At 39.8% G+C, this 21,213-nt stretch carries 21 protein-coding genes and 1 tRNA gene; 13 read left to right on the plus strand and 9 right to left on the minus strand.

Going from position 1 to position 21,213, the window contains the following annotated elements; genetic code table 11:
• Window positions 1-19: 19 nt before the first annotated feature.
• From pqiA to rmf, 4 genes are all read left to right on the plus strand, one after another.
• Entirely contained in the window at window positions 20-1,294 is a 1,275-nt protein-coding gene (pqiA, locus tag M1F05_RS06550) for a membrane integrity-associated transporter subunit PqiA (RefSeq protein ID WP_206086667.1), read from the plus strand.
• Entirely contained in the window at window positions 1,291-2,940 is a 1,650-nt protein-coding gene (gene pqiB, locus M1F05_RS06555) for an intermembrane transport protein PqiB (protein ID WP_206086668.1), read from the plus strand. The genes pqiA and pqiB overlap by 4 nt, the downstream gene beginning before the upstream one ends.
• The gene (pqiC, locus tag M1F05_RS06560; protein ID WP_206086669.1) at window positions 2,940-3,494 is read left to right on the plus strand and encodes a membrane integrity-associated transporter subunit PqiC; all 555 of its coding nucleotides are present in this window, start codon (window positions 2,940-2,942) and stop codon (window positions 3,492-3,494) included. The genes pqiB and pqiC overlap by 1 nt, the downstream gene beginning before the upstream one ends.
• A gap of 359 nt (window positions 3,495-3,853) precedes the next feature.
• A complete protein-coding gene (gene rmf / locus M1F05_RS06565) occupies window positions 3,854-4,024 on the plus strand; it encodes a ribosome modulation factor (RefSeq protein ID WP_004909639.1) in 171 nt (56 codons plus the stop codon).
• 129 nt (window positions 4,025-4,153) lie between these two features.
• On the opposite strand, the gene fabA is transcribed toward rmf, so the two are convergent.
• The 3 genes from fabA to M1F05_RS06580 all read right to left on the minus strand — a co-directional run bounded on the left by fabA (window position 4,154) and on the right by M1F05_RS06580 (window position 6,888).
• A complete protein-coding gene (fabA, locus tag M1F05_RS06570; RefSeq protein ID WP_206086670.1) occupies window positions 4,154-4,672 on the minus strand; it encodes a bifunctional 3-hydroxydecanoyl-ACP dehydratase/trans-2-decenoyl-ACP isomerase in 519 nt (172 codons plus the stop codon).
• A 96-nt stretch (window positions 4,673-4,768) separates the two neighbouring features.
• Window positions 4,769-6,505, minus strand: coding sequence for an AAA family ATPase (locus M1F05_RS06575; protein ID WP_206086671.1), 1,737 nt, complete (start codon window positions 6,503-6,505; stop codon window positions 4,769-4,771).
• Between the two features lie 206 nt (window positions 6,506-6,711).
• The gene (locus M1F05_RS06580) at window positions 6,712-6,888 is read right to left on the minus strand and encodes a GhoT/OrtT family toxin (RefSeq protein WP_206086672.1); all 177 of its coding nucleotides are present in this window, start codon (window positions 6,886-6,888) and stop codon (window positions 6,712-6,714) included.
• 173 nt (window positions 6,889-7,061) lie between these two features.
• Here M1F05_RS06580 and matP point away from each other — a divergent pair, with 173 nt between their 5' ends.
• Window positions 7,062-7,532, plus strand: a complete 471-nt coding sequence (matP, locus tag M1F05_RS06585; RefSeq protein ID WP_206086673.1) for a macrodomain Ter protein MatP — start codon at window positions 7,062-7,064, stop codon at window positions 7,530-7,532.
• Between the two features lie 171 nt (window positions 7,533-7,703).
• On the opposite strand, the gene ompA is transcribed toward matP, so the two are convergent.
• Together ompA and sulA are read right to left on the minus strand one after the other, a co-directional pair.
• Window positions 7,704-8,765 carry a porin OmpA gene (gene ompA / locus M1F05_RS06590; protein WP_206086674.1) on the minus strand — a complete coding sequence of 354 codons (1,062 nt, stop codon included), beginning with the start codon at window positions 8,763-8,765 and terminating at the stop codon, window positions 7,704-7,706.
• 354 nt (window positions 8,766-9,119) lie between these two features.
• On the minus strand, window positions 9,120-9,641 hold the full coding sequence (gene sulA, locus M1F05_RS06595; RefSeq protein WP_206086675.1) for an SOS-induced cell division inhibitor SulA: 522 nt from the start codon (window positions 9,639-9,641) through the stop codon (window positions 9,120-9,122).
• 233 nt (window positions 9,642-9,874) lie between these two features.
• Here sulA and M1F05_RS06600 point away from each other — a divergent pair, with 233 nt between their 5' ends.
• Window positions 9,875-10,489: a TfoX/Sxy family DNA transformation protein gene (locus M1F05_RS06600; protein WP_206086676.1), complete on the plus strand. Its 615-nt coding sequence runs from the start codon at window positions 9,875-9,877 to the stop codon at window positions 10,487-10,489.
• Between the two features lie 118 nt (window positions 10,490-10,607).
• Here M1F05_RS06600 and yccS read toward each other — a convergent pair whose 3' ends face one another.
• Entirely contained in the window at window positions 10,608-12,758 is a 2,151-nt protein-coding gene (gene yccS, locus M1F05_RS06605; RefSeq protein WP_206086677.1) for a YccS family putative transporter, read from the minus strand.
• Between the two features lie 122 nt (window positions 12,759-12,880).
• Here yccS and helD point away from each other — a divergent pair, with 122 nt between their 5' ends.
• The gene (helD, locus tag M1F05_RS06610) at window positions 12,881-14,935 is read left to right on the plus strand and encodes a DNA helicase IV (RefSeq protein ID WP_206086678.1); all 2,055 of its coding nucleotides are present in this window, start codon (window positions 12,881-12,883) and stop codon (window positions 14,933-14,935) included.
• Between the two features lie 47 nt (window positions 14,936-14,982).
• Here helD and M1F05_RS06615 read toward each other — a convergent pair whose 3' ends face one another.
• Window positions 14,983-15,441, minus strand: a complete 459-nt coding sequence (locus M1F05_RS06615) for a methylglyoxal synthase (RefSeq protein WP_206086679.1) — start codon at window positions 15,439-15,441, stop codon at window positions 14,983-14,985.
• Between the two features lie 113 nt (window positions 15,442-15,554).
• On the opposite strand from M1F05_RS06615, the gene M1F05_RS06620 reads away from it, so the two are divergent.
• Window positions 15,555-15,968, plus strand: coding sequence for a CoA-binding protein (locus M1F05_RS06620; protein WP_206086680.1), 414 nt, complete (start codon window positions 15,555-15,557; stop codon window positions 15,966-15,968).
• Between the two features lie 75 nt (window positions 15,969-16,043).
• Here the strand turns inward: M1F05_RS06620 and hspQ are convergent, their stop codons facing one another.
• A complete protein-coding gene (hspQ, locus tag M1F05_RS06625) occupies window positions 16,044-16,364 on the minus strand; it encodes a heat shock protein HspQ (RefSeq protein WP_206086681.1) in 321 nt (106 codons plus the stop codon).
• A 218-nt stretch (window positions 16,365-16,582) separates the two neighbouring features.
• Between hspQ and M1F05_RS06630 the strand changes: the two genes are divergently transcribed.
• Window positions 16,583-16,861, plus strand: coding sequence for an acylphosphatase (locus M1F05_RS06630; RefSeq protein WP_206086682.1), 279 nt, complete (start codon window positions 16,583-16,585; stop codon window positions 16,859-16,861).
• A gap of 7 nt (window positions 16,862-16,868) precedes the next feature.
• Here the strand turns inward: M1F05_RS06630 and tusE are convergent, their stop codons facing one another.
• Entirely contained in the window at window positions 16,869-17,198 is a 330-nt protein-coding gene (gene tusE / locus M1F05_RS06635; protein ID WP_206086683.1) for a sulfurtransferase TusE, read from the minus strand.
• A gap of 180 nt (window positions 17,199-17,378) precedes the next feature.
• On the opposite strand from tusE, the gene M1F05_RS06640 reads away from it, so the two are divergent.
• The 4 genes from M1F05_RS06640 to ugpB all read left to right on the plus strand — a co-directional run bounded on the left by M1F05_RS06640 (window position 17,379) and on the right by ugpB (window position 21,155).
• Window positions 17,379-17,466 (plus strand) — tRNA-Ser (locus M1F05_RS06640).
• A gap of 516 nt (window positions 17,467-17,982) precedes the next feature.
• The gene (locus M1F05_RS06645; RefSeq protein ID WP_206086684.1) at window positions 17,983-18,555 is read left to right on the plus strand and encodes a cytochrome b/b6 domain-containing protein; all 573 of its coding nucleotides are present in this window, start codon (window positions 17,983-17,985) and stop codon (window positions 18,553-18,555) included.
• 299 nt (window positions 18,556-18,854) lie between these two features.
• On the plus strand, window positions 18,855-19,589 hold the full coding sequence (locus tag M1F05_RS06650) for a YnfC family lipoprotein (RefSeq protein ID WP_241016910.1): 735 nt from the start codon (window positions 18,855-18,857) through the stop codon (window positions 19,587-19,589).
• Window positions 19,590-19,838: 249 nt separating this feature from the next.
• On the plus strand, window positions 19,839-21,155 hold the full coding sequence (gene ugpB / locus M1F05_RS06655) for a sn-glycerol-3-phosphate ABC transporter substrate-binding protein UgpB (protein ID WP_206086686.1): 1,317 nt from the start codon (window positions 19,839-19,841) through the stop codon (window positions 21,153-21,155).
• Window positions 21,156-21,213 lie beyond the last annotated feature (58 nt).

Here is a 21,213-nt window from a genome sequence, read left to right on the forward strand (position 1 = left end):
TTAGAGGAGCGAATATTCTTTGTGTACCCATGAGTCTCATGAACATGTACTTTGTCCTCAGTGCGATATGTTGGTTGCGGTTCCTGAATTGGAACAAGGCAGTAAAGCAACCTGTCCACGCTGTGAGACGACATTAGTTTCAAAGTGGCGATATCCGTATAAGCAGCCCGCTGCCTATGCGTTTAGTGCGTTGATTATGTTATTCATTGCGTGCATGTTTCCCTTTGTAAAAATGAGCGCAGCGGGTATTGAAAATGAAATTTCGCTTTTTCAAATCATTGAAATTATTGCCACGACGCGTTATAGCGGTCTGGCGCTATTTTTCTTGTTTTTCTCTTTAGTCATACCTGCTTTTTGTATGGTCACCATTATCCTTTTAGGGCTACAAGTTCATATTCCTAAAGGGATTAAAGTAGTGATCACGCGGATTTTATTCCAAATGAAAGCGTGGTGTATGGCGGAGATTTTCTTAGCGGGTGTTTTAGTCAGTTTCGTCAAATTGATTGCTTACGGTGATATTGGTATTGGGCTAAGTTTTTTGCCTTACTGTATATATTGCATGTTACAGGTGAGAGCATTCCAATGCCTGGATAGGCATTGGTTGTGGAATCGTATTGAAGCTGCACCAAAGCTCATACATCCATTGAAAGTGGGTCAAACAGGTATAAGCCAAAATATACGCTTGTGCTTGGTTTGCACTGCGATTTTACCTGCGGAACAATCTAAATGCTCACGTTGCCATTCCTATGGCAGTGTTCGTAAGCATCAAAGTTTACAATGGACATTGGCGCTGCTTGTGACGTCCATTATGTTATATATTCCTGCAAATGTGCTGCCGATGATGACGACAAACACATTAGGCAGTGACTTAAACTCCACAATTATTGATGGGGTTATTTTGCTGTGGGGGGATGGTTCATACCCCGTTGCTATGGTTATCTTTGTCGCCAGTATTATGGTTCCTACGCTGAAAATGATTGGGATTGCTTGGTTGTGCCTTGATTCAAAAGGGTATGGCAACCGTGATCCTCATCGTATGCATTTTATTTATGAGCTGGTGGAATATGTTGGTCGCTGGTCAATGATTGACGTATTTGTGATTACGATTTTGGCCTCTTTAGTCCAAATGGGGCAGTTAATGAGCATCGTTCCTGCGATGGGGATTATTTTCTTTGGTGTTGTCGTGATTTTAACGATGTTTGCGGCGATGACATTTGACCCTCGATTGACTTGGGATCGTTGTGATGCGAAAAATGCAGTGAATACTGCTGAACAAGAAGGAGCCATAGGGTGACCTCACAAGAAACACCACAGGCCAATGCCAAAGTCAGTAAGCTAAAAAGTTGGTCACCTGTATGGGTGATCCCAATTGTCACAGTTTTACTTGGGGCCTGGATCTTATTTTATCACTTTAGTAACCAAGGCCCAGAAGTGACATTGATCACTTACAATGCGGAAGGAATCGAAGCTGGTAAGACCAAAATTAAAAGCCGCAGTGTCGATATCGGTGTTGTGGAAAGCGTGACGCTAGATGACAATTTTAGCCGTGTCATCATTAAAGCGCGTTTAAATAATGAAATGAAAGAGTTACTTCGTACTGACTCGGCATTTTGGATTGTTAAACCTGCAATTGGTCGCGATGGTGTTACAGGCCTAGGAACGTTACTTTCAGGAGCTTATATTGAGCTTCAGCCTGGTCTTGCAGCAAAAGAACACTTTGAATTCACCTTGTTAGATACACCACCTTTAGCATCTCCTGATGCTAAAGGTATCCGCGTTATTTTAGCCAGTGATAAAGCGGGGCAGCTCAATCCAGGTGACCCTGTCTTATTCCGTGGTTACCGCGTAGGCTCTGTCGAAACCAGTAACTTTGATATGGATAAGCGCGATATGCGTTATCAACTGTTTATTAATGCGCCTTATGACAAACTTATCAGTTCAAACGTGCGTTTCTGGAAAGACAGTGGCATTGCCTTTGATATGTCATCTCAAGGTGTACATGTCGAAATGGGGTCAATTGCCACTTTATTAACCGGCGGTGTAAGTTTTGATGTCCCTGCGGGATGGGTTCCTGGAGCCAGTGTTAAGGAAAATACAGAGTTTGAACTGTTTGATAACCAAAGCAGTATTCAAAATTCACTGTATACCCAGTACCAAGACTTTGTTCTCTTTTTCTCTGATTCTGTACGTGGACTGCAGCCTGGGGCACCTGTTGAATTCCGGGGTATTCGTTTAGGGACTGTTGCACAGGTTCCGTTCTATACCGCGGGTTTAGACCAATCACTGGATAATGACTTTAGAATTCCAGTCCTTATTCATATCGAACCAGAGCGTTTTTCTAAAGATGTAGGCGCGAATTTTAATTTAAAAAATGAATTAAAATTAGCAATGAAAGATGGGTTAAGAGCATCATTGAAATCGGGTAATTTACTGACGGGTGCACTATTTGTTGATTTAGACTTTGTCCCTAATGCTGAGCCATATAAAGGCCCAACGGTGGTTGCTGGGTATAAAATCATTCCAACGACCAGTGGTGGTTTAGCGCAGATTCAGCAAAAAGTGATTGCAGTGCTGGATAAAATCAACAATATGCCAATTGAGCCTATGTTGAACCAAACCACACAAACGTTAGCAGAAGGGCAAAAAGTGGTAAAAGAAGCCAACGCAATGTTAGTTGAGCTGAATAAAGTAATGGCAAGTAAAGAGTTCCAAAATTTACCACATGATTTACAAAAAACGTTGCAAGAAATGAACCGTGCAATGCAAGGCTTTCAACCAGGCTCACCTGCTTATAATAAGATGGTGGATAATATGCAGCGTTTAGACCAAGTCTTGAGAGAAGTTCAGCCACTGTTAAGAACGTTAAACAATAAGAGTAATGCATTAGTCTTTGAAGCCGAACCAACTAAGGATGTACAGCCGAAAGGAGTTAAAAAATAATGAGATATCTGATATCGATATTTGTTTTGTTGTTGGCAGGGTGTAGTAGTACACCAGAAAAAATGTATTACCAGTTGCCAATACACGCTTCTGAAACGCAATCTGTGGCGGTGATGAATAAAGGCCAAGTATGGTTGCAGCGCATTATGTTATCGGATGTATTGACGTCGAACGGCATCACTTATCAAACGACAGATGTAAGCTACACCAATGCAAGTACACACTTATGGGCAAGCCCATTAGAGCAGCAACTAGGGCAGTCAATGGTGAGTGAATTGTCAGCAGCGTTACCTGAAAAGCTAGTTTCGTTGCAGCCACTACAAAACTCACCAGATACCTTAGATATTACACTCACGGCTTTTAATGGTCGTTATGATGGTAAGGTGCTCATTCAAGGCTTCTGGACATACTCAAAGGATAAAAATGTGATCCGTCGTAATTTTGATGTCCAACTGGATCAGCAGGAAGATGGTTATCCTGAATTAGTCCGTACGTTGGCAGCAGGTTGGCAGCAAGTTGCCAAAGGGATTGCTGATGAAATTAATAAACACTAATTAATCATCTTTTAATTCGTTTTCTAAGTGCACTTTAGGTATACGTAATGATTACTATTACCTGAGGTGCATTTTTTTGTCATTAGAAATTCTGTTTAAACACGCTTTTAGGATAGGTTTAAAAATAGTCGTTTTTAGTTATTCTAAAATGATGATTATTAAAGAGATATTTATAAATTTCAATAGATTCAAATGGTTGTTATAAATGGGCTATACAAGTCACATTTATGCCAATTATGACAAATATATGAAAATCTTTACTTGATTTTCTGTTCGGTGGGCGCTATTTCTATAGAGTACCTATTAAGAAATAGTAGGTGCTGTTTTCTTTTCCATTTAAATGATGAGGGAAGTAAGGCATGAAAAGACAGAAGCGAGACCGTTTAGAAAGAGCTTTATCAAGAGGTTATCAAGCTGGTTTAGCAGGGCGCTCTAAAGAATTGTGTCCATATCAGGCTGTAGATGCTCGTTCGCACTGGTTAGGTGGTTGGCGTAAAGCGATGGAGGATCGAACCGTAGCCGTTGTTTAATCCCACTATTATCTGAACCTTTAGGTTAAATAACCTGCCTGTCTTTTGGAATTATTTGTGGGTTTTTAAATTAAAGGTATCACTCAATTTAAGAACCTCCGCAATTGCGGAGGTTTGCATTTCAGTGACTTAGAAAGCGCTGGTATCTTTGAATAGACCGACTTTTAAGTCTGTTGCGGTATAAATTAATTTACCATCAACGAATACTTCTCCATCAGCTAAGCCCATGATCAGCTTACGGTTAATCACGCGTTTGAAACTGATACGGTAAGTGACTTTTTTCGCTGTTGGCAGAACTTGGCCAGTGAATTTAACTTCACCCACTCCTAAAGCACGACCTTTACCTTCGCCGCCTAGCCAGCCGAGGTAAAAACCAACTAACTGCCACATAGCATCAAGACCTAAACAACCAGGCATAACAGGGTCATTAGTAAAATGACAGCCAAAAAACCAAAGTTCAGGATTAATATCAAGCTCAGCTTCGACATAGCCTTTATCAAAGGTGCCACCATCTTCGGTCATTTTGACGATGCGATCCATCATCAACATATTTCCTGATGGCAGTGGAGGGCCATTTTCCCCAAATAACTCGCCTTTTCCAGAAGCAATTAAATCATCTTTAGTGTAGGACTCGCGTTTATCAACCATGTTCTTCAGATAGCCTTTATTATGTGTAGGGGTACAGGATAGCTTACACTTGTACGCTGAACAACTCCGATCTGCTATTTTTTACGCAATCTTTACTTAACTCATCCACTTCAAGAACCAAGGAAGTCTGGCTTTATCAGGGGAATTGGCTTGGTTAATACGTTCTTGAATTAAAGCTAACAAGTGTACGTTATCGCCTTCCACTTGCTGTTCAAAGTAAGGTTGTTTCGTTAATAATGTAATCGCTTGAGCAACATGTTCGACAGGCCAAATATGGAATTGACCCGCTTTTACAGCTTCAACTACTTCTGCTTTGGTGCATAAATGGCGCACGTTAGCCATGGGAATAATCACACCTTGCTCGCCTGTTAAGCCGCGTTTTTCGCAGATATCGAAGAAACCTTCAATTTTCTCGTTGACTCCACCGATTGGTTGGACATAACCAAACTGGTCAACAGCACCTGTCACCGCAATTTGCTGGTCAATAGGCTGTAATGCTAAGGCGCTTATTAACGCGCATAGTTCAGCGAGAGAGGCACTATCACCATCAACCTCACCATATGACTGTTCAAAAACAATTGATGCTGAAAATGGCTGTGGTTGTTCCAGTTTCAGTTCATAGTTTAAGTAAGCTTGCATGATCATCATGCCTTTAGCATGAATATTACCGCCAAGCTCTGCTTTGCGCTCAACATCCGTGAATTCACCATCACCAAGGTGAGCAACACAGGTAATCCGAGATGGCTCGCCAATCGCTTCTGGATGTCCAGGATATTGCAAGACAGATAATCCATTGATTTGGCCAATAACTTCGCCTTCTGTTTTGACGAATATTTGTTCTTGTAAAATATCATCTTGCGTACGCTCAGCCAGAAAGCTGTGTCGCCATAAGCGGTTTTCAATTGCTTTGGTAAAGGATTCTTGCGTAAGCTGCCCATTGATTGAGTAATGGGATGCATCTATCAAGCTGCGTGTTAACCAAGGGGTATCTAGTGGTAGATTGAATTTATCTTCACAATAACGCGTTGCTTGCTGAATAAAAGGAACCCACCCATCAGCTGCAATATTAGGTAATGAATTTGTTTCTATAATGGATTTGATATAACTCATCCACAGGGACAATTGTTCTTCATCTTCGAAGAACATGATAGGTTCATATTCCCCATAAATAGCGCTATCGAAGATTTCTGGTGCACTATATTCAAGTTCTTCTAATGCGAGCCTATCCCCAACAACCACGACGTTGAGCTCAAGGGGGTGAGGCTCTATAGCAATAGGTAATGGTTGATTTTCAGAGTAGGGTAACCATTCTAATTGGCGTCGGTTAACCATGTTTTTTAGACGGTTCCACATAAGTGGTTGGCTAATTAATGCGTTTGCTGCTATTACAAGCACGCCACCATTAACTTGATGAACTAGGCCCGGGACGAGTTGCAATGATGGAGTAACATAACCCAATAATTGCTCTGGTTCTACCCAATGCCGATAAGCGATAGGTTGCTGAGTTGAAAAACGGCTTTTAATGCCGTCTTTCCACTGGAAAGAATGTTTATCTTCAGATAATTGATAATCCCCATCAATGACTGATGTGTTTTCTAGTAATGAGTTAATTGCATTTGCATAAGTGCAAAGATACTCCTCACTTTCATCAGATTTGATAAACATAAAGCGGGTATGCGCTAATTCCTTAACGAAACGCTGCATTCCATCAAATAACCGAGGTTGAATATCGGAAAATGTTGCGGGATTCAGAGATTCTGAAGAGACTAAATGTGTCTGAAATGACGATAAATTAGGAATTAGGCCTTGCCATGTTAGTTCTTGACTGATCACTATGATTATCTGCTATTAATAGGGTTATAAATAAAATGCCTGCCAGTTAGCTGGGCGCATGTACTTGATTGTGTTTATTCGGTCAATTGACCATTCGTATTGTTTGTTTTATAAACGATTTTCAAGCCAGTAAATTACCCAGTGGGCAAGACTGTTATATTAGCCTTTGATAGGCAATCTTGCAGCAATAATTGTTGAAATATCGATTAGAATAACGAAAACATGAGCACAACAGGGAGTGTCATTGGCCAAGTGAAGCCAATTAATAGAGCACTAAGTAGACGCATAATACAGCTTGGATCTTTCGTGATAAATAGGGTGAATAACATTGCACATAGGCCGCCAACCCCATAGATGACGAGTATGTTTTCAAAAGTTGACATGCATGATGATAAAATTGTTAACAGGTGGATGCGGATTCTACACTATTTAGACAAGGAACGGTTATTTTCTTTGCTGAAAAAATGAATATTTAACTAAATCGAATTTCTGCTTGAGCATTTTGTTTATAATATTGCTAATATAAAGATAGGTTCGGTTTTCTTCAGGAAAAATTATGAAATATCAGCAGCTTGAAAATCTTGAATGTGGCTGGAAATGGGAGTACCTCGTGAATAAAGCACGTGCTGGCGAAGCGATTACCCGTTACATCGAACGAAGCGCAGAAAAAGAAGCGATAGAATTGCTGTTAAAAACGGAAAATAGACCTAGCGAAGTGCTTAAATGGATTTCACTGCATATGAATCCTGATCTTGATAACCGGATGAAGCAAAGTATTCGAGCTAGGCGTAAACGACATTTTAATGCAGAGCACCCGCATACACGAAAAAAATCAATAGATTTGAATTTTTCAGTTTGGCAACGTTTATCTAATTTAGCGGTAAAACGGAATAAAACATTGTCAGAAACGATCATCCAGTTGATCGAAGATGCAGAACATAAAGATAGATATGAAAATCAGATGAGTACATTGAAACAGGATCTCCAAGCAATACTAGGCACTACAAAAAATCGTGGTGATGAATAATGCATTGATGGATGTTCGTTAGGTATCTTGACTGGATTAGTAAAAAGTTGGATTAGCTGCTATTAAAATAGATTTTGAATAATCTAAAGCCTCCATAGTTTTAAGTCAAAAAAAACCCCAATCGCAATTGGGGTTTTGTATTTAGTTCAAAATTCAAACGAGGGCTAAGAATTAAGCGCCTGGTTGAGTAACAACTTCAGTTGTACCTTGAATTTCGATTTCAACGCGACGGTCTGGCGCTAAGCACTCGATCAGAGCAGCACGGCCTTTAACAGCGTCACATTTGTTGCCAGTTACTGGATCTTCTTTACCGCGACCTTCAGCTGCGATTGCAGATGCTGGAACGCCTTTAGATACTAAGTAATCAACAACTGACTGAGCACGTTTTTGTGACAGTGGCAGGTTGTAGTTTTGTGAACCGATACGGTCTGTGAAGCCAACAACCAGTACACGACCTTGAGTTGGGTCGATGCTGCTCAGTTCGTTGTACAGTTCGTTCAGAGCTTGCTGACCTTCTGGTTTCAGAGAAGCTTTGTTGAAGTTAAACAGAACGTCTGAACGCAGTGTGAAACGTTTGTTTTCAACAACTGGAGCTGCTGGCTCAACAACTGGAGCTGGAGCAACTACTGGAGCTTCTTCTTGACCAAAGCGGTAAGCAACACCAACACTCAGCATGCCGTTGTCTGGACGAGTACCGATATTGTCTTTATCACCTAAGTTGCTAACCCATTGGTAGTCTAAACGAGTAGCCCACTCTGGAGTGATTGCGTACTCAAGACCCAATGCGTATACAGGCGCAACGCCAGTATCAGTTTCTTTGTAGTTACGCTGGTTAGCTTTAGCTTCTGTACGGTAAACCATACCACCCAGACGAGTATAAACGTCTAAGTCATCCATGATTGGATAGCTTAATTTAGTGGTTAATGAAACACCCATAGAGGTTAAGTCGCCTTTGTCAGCGCCTTTGTATTTCATTTTACCAAACCAGTCGTAACCTAATTCGAAGCCCATGTACTGGTTGTATTGGTAACCAGCAAATGCACCTGCACCTAAAGTGTCACGCTCAGTAGAACTACCTACTGATGGGCCACCGTTAGGAGTGAATTTAGTGTCTTCGTAATGAGACCAACCTAATTTAGCACCTGTATACCAAGTGTTATCTTTTGGAGCTGCTTGAGCAACTGTTGCAAAAGCGGCTACTGCCACTGCTACTGCGATAGCTGTTTTTTTCATTTTTACGCCTCGTTATCATCCAATATTGGCATGGCCTCAATGAGCCTTATTATTCGCCATTGGTTCAATTTACTTGCTAGGTTTCGCAGACATTATCTACAAAAAATTAATAAAAGTAAAAAATAATGCCGTAAGCTTAACAAGCTAAAGTCTACAACGAACTTAGAAAGATACAAGTAGAGTGAGCAATAAACGTTAAAAAAAGTATTTTTTTAGTGTATAAATCAGAGAGATATGTATATTTCGTATTATGATTGTTTTTTATCTATCTGATTGATCTTCAATGCTTTTCATTTCACTTTAGGGATAAATATTTCTAAAGGTTAAATTTAGTAAGAAAATTCTTAATCTTGGTTAGTGATAGTGAGTTGAATGAATTTTTAGGTTGTTTAGCTGTCCTGATTGCATACTCACCATATTATATGTCTTTTGTGGGCGCATAATAAAGCCGATAGAATGACCTTCTTGTGCTGCGTCTTGTAAGCGAACAAAATCTTGTTCATTTAATTCAGGTAGCCATCCTAAAACAACACTGTAATTACCACTCTTTAATGCTTTTTCCATTGCATCAATGGTGGTTATTGGTGCCATATGATTTAACTGCATAACCTTATGTGTAGGAATACCCGCTTGTTCTAACCAGTGTTTACTAAGTTTTTTGTTTGGGCTTAACCACAGCAACCAACGTGATTGAACACCAAACTGACGCAGCATAGGCAACAAGATGAAATCCATTATAGGATGTTTTTCATCGTAGACAAGTTCACTCACCATACCTTGCTGCATTGAGCCATTGGTTGGCTCCGCAGTTTGGAAAGATTGTGTGTAATTATTAAGAGAATGTTCTGTTGTGTTATTCCAAGAATAGATGCTCATAATTCACCTCGCAACAATGCTGTATGAACATACAGTAACTGTATATCCATCCAATATCAAGACTATTTTTTCAAAGCGCTTCGCAACTTTGGTGTTTTTCTATGCATTCTACTTGGCATTTTTTATTGAAACTCTCAGAATTGGTTATGCGTAATTGCTTGTAATGAAAGAAATAATAAAATTAATTTTCTCAAGGATGAAAGTTAACCAGGCCCAAAAAGGAGTTAAGGTAAATGTTGTTATCAGAAGAAAAAATTTTTTATTTGTACCGTTTATTAAACCAGTTGGGTGAGCTTAAACGCAAAAACCACTTTGGCGGATACTGTTTATTAGTCGATGATGCGATTGTGGGATTATTACTGGATGGGCATTTTTATCTCAGAGGGTGTTTGCTAGCGAGAAGCCACTTTGAGGCCTCGGGGCTTGATAGGCTAGTCTATACTAAAAAAGGTATCCCATTGGAAATGCGTTATTACCAGCTATCAGAGCAAATGTGGTGTGACGAAAAGCGTCTTCTACAACTTATTGAAATTGCTTACCATTCTGCTGTTGAGGAACTGCAACAAAAGCAGGTTACAACGCGTAGAATAAAAGATTTACCGAATATGAATATGTCTGTTGAAAGGGCTTTGGGGAAGATAGGGATCTTGCATGCTGACGATTTACGCATGGTGGGTGCGAAAGCCTGTTTTATGAAGTTAAAACAACATGGAAGGCATAAGCCAAGTATTAAGTTGTTGATTGGTTTAGCCGCCGCGATTGAAGGGTGCCACAGCGCAGTATTACCGAAGACAATTAAGCAAGAGCTAATTGCCTGGTATAATAGTTTTGAATTAACGACAATGTGATAGCGTCATCGTAAAGGTGCTTAATTAAGCCGTTTAATTGACAGCACTGTATAAAACAGAAAATCAAGCGGGTATTAAGAGCTTGTTTTATATTCTAATACCCGCTCATCGGTAATATTTATGATGAACTGATTTGCTGGATCATTTGTTTTATTTCAGGAATAAGCTCAAGTAAAAGCTTTATTTGCTCCATGATTAACAATGTTTTTTCATCATCACTCGATGAAATATTGTCAATACGGTGTAAGAGGCTATCACGCAACTTTTCTGATTTTTCATCAACGATATATGGATCTAGCGTGGTAATTTGTAGAGAAGATTCGACATAACAAATGGCATCATTTAATAAGGTTAAATTCTCTTCATTTTGTATTTTCTCTCGGTGAGCGCCAAGGGCGGAAATATAACTTAGTAAAGTATGATTCAAGCATAATAAACGAAATGCCTGCTCTTGGGTTATTCGATAAGATTTAGGGTCTGATGCCATATTGGAGACAATGGAAGCAAATTCGGCATCATTATTATGTGCCTCACGGCGTGCTACTCGATATTCTAAGCCGTTGTCTTTTCCTTGGTAGTATTGTAATAAAATCGCATCTAAATAGCGGCAATTGCTATCCATGGTTTTTTGTACAACCTGAGGCAGTTGGCGAAATTTCCAATCAGGCCAAATAAAACTCACCGCAAGTAATGCGATAAAGCAGCCAATTAAGGTATCGATAATTCGAGGGAGTGCGACATCGAAGCCCTCACCGAGTAGGTTAAAACAGAATAAAACCAACAAAGTAATAAACAGCGTGGCTTGGGCATATTGGCTGCTTCGGAACATGAAGAACAACAACCCTGAAATCACGATGAGAGTAAGCTGCCCTTCTATTGAAGGGATTAAATTAAGGAGCGGTAAGCCGATAATAATACCCACAATCGTGCCGATGATACGTAGTGCTAAACGTCGTTTAGTGGCGTTGTAGTTAGGTTGGCAGACAAATAAACTGGTGAGTAAAATCCAATAGCCCCTTTCCATATCAAACAATTGAATAATTGCATAACCTGTACAAAGTAAAATTGACATTCGCACCGCATGGCGAAATAAAGAGGATTTTGGCGTTAAATGGTGATTAATGCGTGAAATAATATCGCTAAAACCTGAGAGCGATTCATCAGATAATTGCTCAATTTGCTTATTATTTTGTTGCCATGAGCTTTGTTCAAGGCTCAGCCCTTTCAGTTGAACATCGATACCTTTCAAGTTTTTCAATAAATTATGTAATGCCTTGATTTCATGGAGCGTAGGGGATTGTTCCTTGAGGAGTTGCAAGGAATTTTCAAGGTAAGCAAATGTACGTTCGAAGCGTGGATTGTGTTGGTATGGTTTACGCCATAACACAGATTGAGCAACTTGTTGGCAAGCGCGGGCTTGCATAGTTAATAAACGTTGAAAACGGAATAAAATATCATGATGGCGAAGTGTACGGCTAAGCTGTTGATATTGAATATGGGATGAGCTGGCTCGCTCATGAATATCTTGAGCAACAAAATAATAATGCAGAGTATTGCGCGTCCCTTTTTGCCCTCGGTCGCCTTTTAAGCGGCTAAGTAATGCGCTTTTTGTTTGGTTCATGGTATTAACTAAGCTGCTGTTAACTAGCGCTAAATCATAAACAGATTGCTGATAATCATCTTCAAGGTCGGGGTCAAATAAGCTAGCTTTAGCATCTAAATAAGCAGATAACTGTTGGTAACACTGCGTAATGGCATCTTGCAATGGCCGCACTGGAAATAAAATATGGCCGATTAAGGTTAAAAGGTTATACCAGATTGCCCCTATTAGAAGAAGGGCTGGCTGTTGGTACCATGTATCGAAAATTGGGACGCCTAACATGGTGTAGATTGCAATTAATAATGCACCGAACGCAATGGTGGCATAACGTTGCCCTAATGCACCCAATAAAATAAATCCGCAGGTGGAAAATGCTAATCCAAAAAAGAAAAATAGAGGATAAGGAAATAAAAGTTCAATAGAAACTGAGGCAATAAAAAAACAAAAAAGAGTAATAATTAAATTTTTTATTCTGCCAGTTAGCCTATCATCTAAGTCAGTTAATGCAGCAGCAACGACACCTAATGTAAGCGGAATGGTGATTTTTGGCTCTTGACCTAAGAGCCATGGTAATAAGGTTGCGCCTGTCAGGGCTATAAAGATTCGGATATAATATAGAATATGGCTGTTATAGAGCACACGACGATAACTGGTAAGCAGCGTTAGCACAAAGTACCTCAAAGGTAAGAAAATCCCTATTCCTTATAGGATAGCGTGTTTACTCGGAATAAAAAACCGTTTGGAATCAAGCCAACGTATTTTAGTCATTGATATTCTTAGGTGCAGGACGTATGGAACTGAAATCAACACAGATTGGACAGCGTCTGGCTCAGCATCCCTACAATCGGGTTCGCTTACTCAACGCAGGTATTGAAGTTAGCGGTGAAAATCACCAATATCTTATCCCTTTTAATGAACTTATCGATCTTCGTTGTAAGCGGGGTATTGTCTGGGGGGAGTTAGAGTTTGAAATTGTAAACGAGCAAGTCATTCGTTTGCATGGTACTGAATGGAAACAAACTCAGCGCTTTTTTCATTATTTAAATGAAAAATGGCAGCAATGGAGTGGAGAGATGAGTCAAGTGAGTGCAGAGGTTCTCACTCAGTTGAACAATAAAATTGAGCAAATATCACAGCAAGATGCATGGTTGAGTTTACGCCAATTAACGGTGATTAAAGATAATATTAAACAGCAGTTTTCGTCGCTGCCATTACCCCTTGCCCGAATTTCGCAGTTCGAAAATTGTTCAGTACAGTACCAATTATGCCTACAGTGGCTGAATCATAGCCAACAGTGTCGTAAGCAAATCAATGAGAAATGGTGTGAATCTGTTTTGACTCGTTACCACGATTTCTTTCAGCAAGTGGAATCATCACCGCTCAATCATTCTCAGTCTTTATCCGTTATCAATGGTGAAGATAACGTACTTGTGCTTGCGGGGGCTGGAAGCGGCAAAACGTCTGTATTAGTGGCTCGTGCGGGCTGGTTAGTTCTACGGGGATTAGCAAAGCCAGAGCAAATTTTACTGTTAGCGTTTGGTCGTAAAGCCGCAGATGAAATGAATGAGCGTATTCAATTACGTTTGCAACAAGATGAGATTCAAGCAAAAACTTTTCATGCTTTAGCTCTCCATATTATTCGAGAAGGCAGTAAAAAATCCCCTGTAGTCAGTGAACTAGAAAGCAACACTAAAAAACGCCAAGCGTTACTCTTAAAAGAGTGGCGCGAGCAGTGTTCAAGTAAAAAAGCGCAAGCTAAAGGTTGGCGAGAGTGGCTGAGTGAAGAGCTGATGTGGGATATTCCAGATGGCGAGTTCTGGCAAAACGAAAAGATAACCCAGAGAGTGGTTGCACGTTTAGAACGCTGGCTAAGTTTGATGCGAATGCATGGTGGTAGCCAAAAAGAGATGGTGGATAATGCCCCTGAAAGGATACGAGAGTTATTTCATAAGCGTATTAAATTGATGGCTCCGTTACTCAAAGCATGGAAGAACGCGCTAAAAGAAGAGGGGGCGGTTGATTTTTCTGGGCTGATCCATCAAGCGGTTAATATCCTCGAAAAAGGGCGATTTATTAGTCCATGGAAACATATTTTAGTCGATGAATTTCAAGATATTTCACCGTTAAGGGCTAAGCTTTTGCAAGCGTTACGCCAACAAAATAAGCAAACAACCTTGTTTGCGGTAGGTGATGATTGGCAAGCTATCTATCGCTTTAGTGGTGCTGAGCTGGATTTGACAACATCTTTTGAACATAACTTTGGTGAAGGGGAGCTTTGTGCTCTGAACACCACTTATCGGTTTAATGAGCGTATTGGTGACATTGCTAACCAGTTTATTTTACAGAATCCTATCCAGCTAGATAAGCCTTTGAACAGCTTGGTTAAAGGTAATAAAAAATCTGTCGTCCTTTTGTATGAAGAGGCGTTAGAGCGCTTGTTAGATAAAATGAGCGGGTATGTGCTTGATGATGAAATCATATTGGTTTTAGCGCGTTATCATTATTTAAAACCAGAGATCCTAAATAAAGCGCAAACACGTTGGCCGAAGTTGAATATCCAATTTATGACGATCCATGCATCAAAAGGGCAACAAGCTGATCATGTTATAATTTGTGGGCTCAATGGTGGAAAAGATGGGTTTCCTGCACCAGCAAGAGAGTCAATTATTGAAGAAGCATTATTGCCACAACCTGAATCATTTGAAAATGCAGAAGAACGGCGCTTACTGTATGTTGCAATAACACGTGCAAAACAGCAAGTTTGGCTACTCTATAACCCTGAAAACCCATCGGAGTTTGTTGAGGAGCTCAGGCAATTAGGTGTACCAAGACAGAAAAAACCGTAATGATATTGCCCTGTGTTGAAAGTGTTTGGCACAGGGCAATCGATGTATTAGCCTGTGCGTTTGGTTAGGTAACTTTGATAATCAGGGATGACAATATCGATTGCCTCATCAAAAAATGGTGAGGTGATGAGAAAATCTGCGGTTGCAGGATTAGTGGCAACAGGAATGTTCCACACGGTTGCTAAGCGCAGTAAGGCTTTGACATCAGGGTCATGGGGTACAGCATTGAGTGGATCCCAAAAGAAAATCAAAAGGTCGATTTTTTGTTCTGCAATCATGGCACCAATTTGTTGGTCTCCCCCCATTGGGCCACTTAGCATACTCGTGACTGGCAAGCCTGTGTGCTGGTTAATCAAATTACCTGTTGTTCCCGTCGCATACAGTTTATGAGCTTGCAGGCGCTGTGTATTTTTCGTAGACCAAGACAGCAAAGACGACTTACAGTGGTCATGGGCAACTAAAGCAATATTTTTTGAGGCACCTATAATACGGGTTGTTGATTCCATGGTTTTCCCTTAAGTCAGATGGACTTTAAATATCGTTAAAATTGATTGGGCAAAGATGTACCAGATATATCATAATGCTAGTGAATAGTTTACTGGTTTTGGGAGATATTTTGATGAAAGATCAAGAAATTGCTGAAATTTTAAAAAGCGTGAAGACCATAGCATTAGTCGGTGCGAGCGAAAAAGTTAATAGACCCAGTTATGAAGTCATGGAATACCTATTACATCAAGGCTATCACGTCATTCCTGTCAGCCCAAAATTAGCAGGGCAAACGTTGTTAGGCCAGTTGGTATATGAAAAGCTAAGTGACATAAATGAGCCAATAGATATGGTGGATGTATTTCGTAATGCAGAAGCTGCTGTCGGTATCGCGCAAGAAGCCGTTGCTGCTAAGGCAAATGTTTTGTGGCTACAAAAAGGCGTGATTAGCGAAGAGGCACAAAAAATTGCATTAGAAGCGGGAGTGAAGTTTGTGATGGACAGATGCCCAAAACAAGACATTCTAGCTTTAGGACTTGAGAAATAATGATTTTACTTAACAGTTAAAAAGTAAAGCAGCTAAGTGCTGCTTTACGGTTGCGTTCATTAATGAGAAGAAAAATTAGTTACGCAGACGCGGTGCCTGCAACTGAGACCTTATTGACTCTGCAAGTTCATCCATCGAAGGTTGTTCAGGATGGTCATCTGCAGATTCATAAGTAATTTGTGCTTCAGCCAAATAAGTATGAACAGCATCCCCATTGTCATCTTCCATAACAACATGATACCAAGGCAGATCGCGTAGCGTACTGTTTGAGGCAATATCATCATCATGTGGTTGTTCGAGCGAATATTCAGCGTCCACATCAACAACGACCCCTAAATAGCCGAGAAGTTTGTGTCTGACTTGTTGCCCGATCCCATATTTACTGGTGATCATCATAGCGACCTCCTAATAGCCTTGCTTGTACTTCAATCTATATGTGGGCAGTGTTGCGCGTTTTCAAGTTAACGTATGGACAATTAGCAATAACGCAATACACTGTCTCTATATGCAACGTTGAGAAAGCAGTGCCTCACTAGCAGATTATCTGTTCAACGGGTAAAAAACAACAGCTAAAAAAGAGAACCACACTATTATGCTCTAAAAAGGAGGCGAACATGACAACATCAGGCCGTTACTTTTATATTTATGGGCGAGTTCAAGGGGTTGGCTTTCGTTATCAGACCTATCATTGGGCCAATCAAAATGGGCTTAAAGGTTTTGTGAGCAACCGTGAAGACGGCAGTGTAAAACTTGCGATTTATGGCTCAGAGCAAGATATTGAATTTGTCGATGACTGGTTGAAAGCGGGTGGACCACCAGGGGCTAAAATTGATCATTTTTTTAGTGAAAGCTGGCAAACGGCGCCAATAGCGGATTTTAATGTCCGCTATTAGTAAGAAATCAAATGCATTTCACAGGCTTAGGCAAGCCAGCAAGTTTAGTCGCTTGTTTGGCTGGCCCTTTTGGAAAGAGCCGGTATAGATAGCGGCTATTGCCTTTTTCTTCCCCAAATTGTTGCGAAACGGCTTTGACTAACATGCGGATCGCTGGGGATGTATTAAATTCTAAGTAGAAGTTACGCACAAAACGAATGATTTCTAAGTGCTCATGAGTCAGTTCAATGCCTTCTTCTTGCGCAAGTAAAAGGATGAGTTCCTCTGACCATTGTTGGCTATCGAGCAAATAACCTTGAGAGTCCGTTTCAATTTCTTGATTGTTAAACAGCAACATACTTTATTAATCCCAAAAAAACAGAGTACAAATTTAGCAAAAATGAGCCCATAACCCAAGCGAACGAATTAAAATGTTGATATTTTCACCCAACAGACTGAAATGCGTATATTTTTAAGGCGAACGAACAAGTTAGGGGTTTACATCCACGAAGAGGATGTTTATAGTGCACGTCATTGCGGAGGGGTGGCCGAGCGGCTGAAGGCAGCGGTCTTGAAAACCGCCGATGGGAAACCATCCGAGAGTTCGAATCTCTCCTCCTCCGCCATCTTCACTTCTAGTAACGTCTTACAATCCCAAGTAAATCAAGCATTCTAGCGAAATCTCACTCTACCGAAGTCTACTAACCTCGTTCTAAATCTCTATAATTTATTGCATAGTTTTTTTGTATAGAAATTTCCTCTGCAATTTCCCTATACAATATTGGTGATTTATGAAGCTAACAGACATGGCAATCAAGCGTGCCAAGCCAAAATAAAATGCATACACGCTGGCGGATGGTAACGGACTATCTTTAAATACACTTAGCCCACCAACAATAGTAAATAAACAGCCAATAAAAAGGCTGGTTTTTTGTCCTCTGCGCATTAATTCCATACTGAAAACAAACATATTCCATAACTATGAATGGAGTCATCTTAAAAGGATTGTCGTAATTGAGTGGTAGATGTGAGCTATATTTCATATAAAATATTCTACGGCTAGGACTTAAAGCCATAAAATAAGCGTATTATAAGCTATTAAACAATGTCCGTGCGAAAGATTATAAAAAAGGTGAAACATTGTGAGCATATTCAAATCGATTTGGGATTTTTTTGGTCTTTATCAGACTAAAAGAATAAGAATTCTACATGTATTAATTCTACTCTTAGTGATATCACAAATCATAGTTAGTAATTGGATGACTGGAACAAAGTCAGTAGTTATTCCTTTTTTTGATGAAGCTTATTTATTCACTTGGATTCATATTGTTTCAGGATTTGTACTTTTTTTCCTGACGTTCTTTTTAGTCGTATCATGTTTTAACCAGCGTGGGCTTAGATATTTTTATCCCTATCTCTGGGGGGACTTTAAGCAAATCAAAGAAGATATAAGCTTACTTTTAGCCAAAAAACTACCAGACAGCTCTCCTAAAGGACTTGCAGCAATAGTTCAAGGGTTAGGGTTAGGTGCTTTATCAATTGTTATTTTGTCGGGCATTGTATGGTTTATACTATGGTTACAGCAGTCGCCACTTGCTTTAGAGGCTAGAAGTATTCATAAATCACTCACAATTTTAATTGAGATTTATATTTACGGTCACGGTGGTTTAGGGATTATTCATTTTGTACTTTGGAACAAAAGTAAAAATAAGTAGGGAGTGGATACTTTGTGGTTTAGTTATTTTGACATTAATTTCAGGTGATAGAAAAAGCGAATTGATACTTAGTTAATTCATGGGTGAGCAACTTGAAAAATTCTACCTATAGAGGAAGCGTTGACGTCTTTGTTAATTTTCGTGAGGTTCTTCTCTGCCAATTTAACGTGTAAGCAATAAAGTAGGGATGTGTGATACGTTGGTTTAATCGACCTCAAAACCTGACATTATTAAGTCATCACAGAATACCAGCCTTAAGGGTATAAAAAATAAAAATGAATTGTAAATGTGTATTACCAATGGTGCAGGTAATTGTTTGTTTTACCTCTTTTGGAACCTTGGCTTTTCAAGAACAGCAATATAACCCTGTAGTGTTCAACATGGCTCAGTTGTATGATTTTAATCCTGTAAGGGGCAATGTTAAGGAGCTTGTCGGCACGGTTTACAATGAAGATAAAACGATTAATTACAAGTCCGTACTAAAAATAGGGCCTGATGGTTGTGTCGAGAGTTTTTGGCTAGATCAGAAAAAAGATGAATATCTAAGCAGTGTTCATAATTACCTTTTAATTAAAAGGGTTAAGAATAAGTTGATTGGAATGGATGCGAATGGGCCAGTCGAAATTGTGATAGGTAAAGACTGTAATATAATTTCAAGGAAAGATACAAATGGAGAATTAATCTATCAATATAATAAAGATGGATTTATCACAGGTTCAGTGCTTGCGGACACGAAAGAAAAATTTGGTGAGAACAGCTATAACGAGCATAAGCTACCAACAGAAATTAAATATTATAAAGGTAATAGCGTTATTTCAGAGACGTTAATAACTTATGGTAAAGATTTCACGAAACCATTTGATCTTACTATGGATATTCGGGCATTAGGGCAAACAATTCTATTGGTTGATTCAAAATGTGATTATGATAAGCGCAATATTGCTTACCAGTGTAATTTTACTCTCACCTTGGACTCGAATGGTAAAACGGTGAAATTGGCAAAAATCAGTAAAACAGAAGTGAAATTTTATTAATTAATAAAAATAGTGGCTTACATAAGTGACAGTATTTCATGTCAGGGGCAGGTGATGACTGTCTTTTATTTTTCAATAGATTGTCATTTATATCTCATACTTTAGAGACATTTTTGTCATTGTTCTGTCATCCGTGAGTTATATTTCTGTCATTTCCTACTGGTACATTCTATCTCGAACATAAACTGCGTGATTTCGTACATTTGATGCAAATCTAAGCGCAATTCAATAGAAAGCGAGATAAATAGAATGACACCGTTACAACATTCAACGCTAGCGACAGTATTCAGTTTATTATTTGCCAGCCAAGCCATCGCCGCCACTGAAATTTCCTTTTGGCATTCCATGGAAGGGGAGCTGGGTGAAGAGGTTAATGCGTTAGCCACCGAATTTAATAAGACACACCCAGATTATAAAATTATGCCTGTATATAAAGGCAACTATGAACAAAGCCTTGCTGCAGGTATTGCGGCTTTTCGTTCTGGTAATGCCCCTGCCATTTTACAGGTTTATGAAGTTGGCACGGCAACGATGATGGCATCTAAGGCGATTAAGCCAGTTTATGAAGTTTTCCAAGATGCAGGTATTGCATTTGATGAATCGCAATTTGTTCCAACCGTTTCGGGTTATTACAGTGATGCAAAAACAGGGCATTTGTTATCGCAACCGTTTAATAGCTCAACGCCTGTTTTGTATTACAACAAAGAAGCCTTCAAAAAAGCAGGCTTAAATCCAGATGAGCCGCCGAAAACATGGCAAGACATGGCGGCTTATACGGCAAAACTACGTGAATCTGGTATGAAATGTGGTTATGCAAGTGGCTGGCAAGGTTGGATCCAAATTGAAAACTTTAGTGCTTGGCATGGTAAACCTATTGCGTCAAAAAATAATGGGTTTGATGGGGTAGATGCTGTTTTAGAATTTAATCAGCCAACACAAGTTAAGCATATCGCTTTGTTGCAAGAAATGAATAAAAGAGGCGATTTCAGCTACTTAGGCCGTAAAGATGAATCCACAGAAAAATTCTACAACGGCGATTGTGCCATTATTACCGCTTCTTCAGGCTCACTTGCAAATATTCGCAAGCATGCCAAATTTGATTTTGGTGTTGGCATGATGCCTTATGACGCCGAAGTGGAGGGAGCACCGCAAAATGCCATTATCGGTGGAGCCAGTTTATGGGTGATGGCAGGAAAAGACCCTGCAACATATAAAGGGGTTGCCGAGTTTATGCAGTTCTTAGCTAAACCTGAAAATGCAGCACAGTGGCACCAAAAAACGGGTTATTTGCCGATAACAACGGCAGCTTATAATTTAAGCCGTGAATCGGGTTATTATGATAAAAACCCAGGTGCAGATATTGCGACTCGCCAGATGCTAAACAAACCTCCTTTAGCCTACACCAAAGGCTTACGTTTAGGGAATATGCCTCAAATTCGTACCATTGTAGATGAAGAATTAGAATCGGTTTGGTCAGGGAAAAAAACGCCCCAACAGGCTTTAGATACCGCAGTTGACCGAGGTAATCAATTATTACGCCGCTTTGAAAAATCAACCCAGCAGTAACTGACAGACACTATTGCCTCTTTCTTCAAGGAAGGGGCAATTATGCAACTTAACCGAG

Source organism: Providencia sp. PROV252, assembly GCF_033676005.1.
In the GTDB taxonomy this organism is placed as follows: domain Bacteria; phylum Pseudomonadota; class Gammaproteobacteria; order Enterobacterales; family Enterobacteriaceae; genus Providencia; species Providencia vermicola.

Excerpts from the sequence above, each read along its gene's own strand:
- pqiC (WP_206086669.1), top strand. The coding sequence starts at position 2,940 with ATGAGATATCTGATATCGATATTTGTTTTGTTGTTGGCAGGGTGTAGT.
- rmf (WP_004909639.1), top strand. The coding sequence starts at position 3,854 with ATGAAAAGACAGAAGCGAGACCGTTTAGAAAGAGCTTTATCAAGAGGT.
- fabA (WP_206086670.1), bottom strand. The coding sequence starts at position 4,672 with ATGGTTGATAAACGCGAGTCCTACACTAAAGATGATTTAATTGCTTCT.
- M1F05_RS06580 (WP_206086672.1), bottom strand. The coding sequence starts at position 6,888 with ATGTCAACTTTTGAAAACATACTCGTCATCTATGGGGTTGGCGGCCTA.
- matP (WP_206086673.1), top strand. The coding sequence starts at position 7,062 with ATGAAATATCAGCAGCTTGAAAATCTTGAATGTGGCTGGAAATGGGAG.
- ompA (WP_206086674.1), bottom strand. The coding sequence starts at position 8,765 with ATGAAAAAAACAGCTATCGCAGTAGCAGTGGCAGTAGCCGCTTTTGCA.
- sulA (WP_206086675.1), bottom strand. The coding sequence starts at position 9,641 with ATGAGCATCTATTCTTGGAATAACACAACAGAACATTCTCTTAATAAT.
- M1F05_RS06600 (WP_206086676.1), top strand. The coding sequence starts at position 9,875 with ATGTTGTTATCAGAAGAAAAAATTTTTTATTTGTACCGTTTATTAAAC.
- helD (WP_206086678.1), top strand. The coding sequence starts at position 12,881 with ATGGAACTGAAATCAACACAGATTGGACAGCGTCTGGCTCAGCATCCC.
- M1F05_RS06615 (WP_206086679.1), bottom strand. The coding sequence starts at position 15,441 with ATGGAATCAACAACCCGTATTATAGGTGCCTCAAAAAATATTGCTTTA.
- M1F05_RS06620 (WP_206086680.1), top strand. The coding sequence starts at position 15,555 with ATGAAAGATCAAGAAATTGCTGAAATTTTAAAAAGCGTGAAGACCATA.
- hspQ (WP_206086681.1), bottom strand. The coding sequence starts at position 16,364 with ATGATGATCACCAGTAAATATGGGATCGGGCAACAAGTCAGACACAAA.
- M1F05_RS06630 (WP_206086682.1), top strand. The coding sequence starts at position 16,583 with ATGACAACATCAGGCCGTTACTTTTATATTTATGGGCGAGTTCAAGGG.
- tusE (WP_206086683.1), bottom strand. The coding sequence starts at position 17,198 with ATGTTGCTGTTTAACAATCAAGAAATTGAAACGGACTCTCAAGGTTAT.
- M1F05_RS06650 (WP_241016910.1), top strand. The coding sequence starts at position 18,855 with ATGGTGCAGGTAATTGTTTGTTTTACCTCTTTTGGAACCTTGGCTTTT.
- ugpB (WP_206086686.1), top strand. The coding sequence starts at position 19,839 with ATGACACCGTTACAACATTCAACGCTAGCGACAGTATTCAGTTTATTA.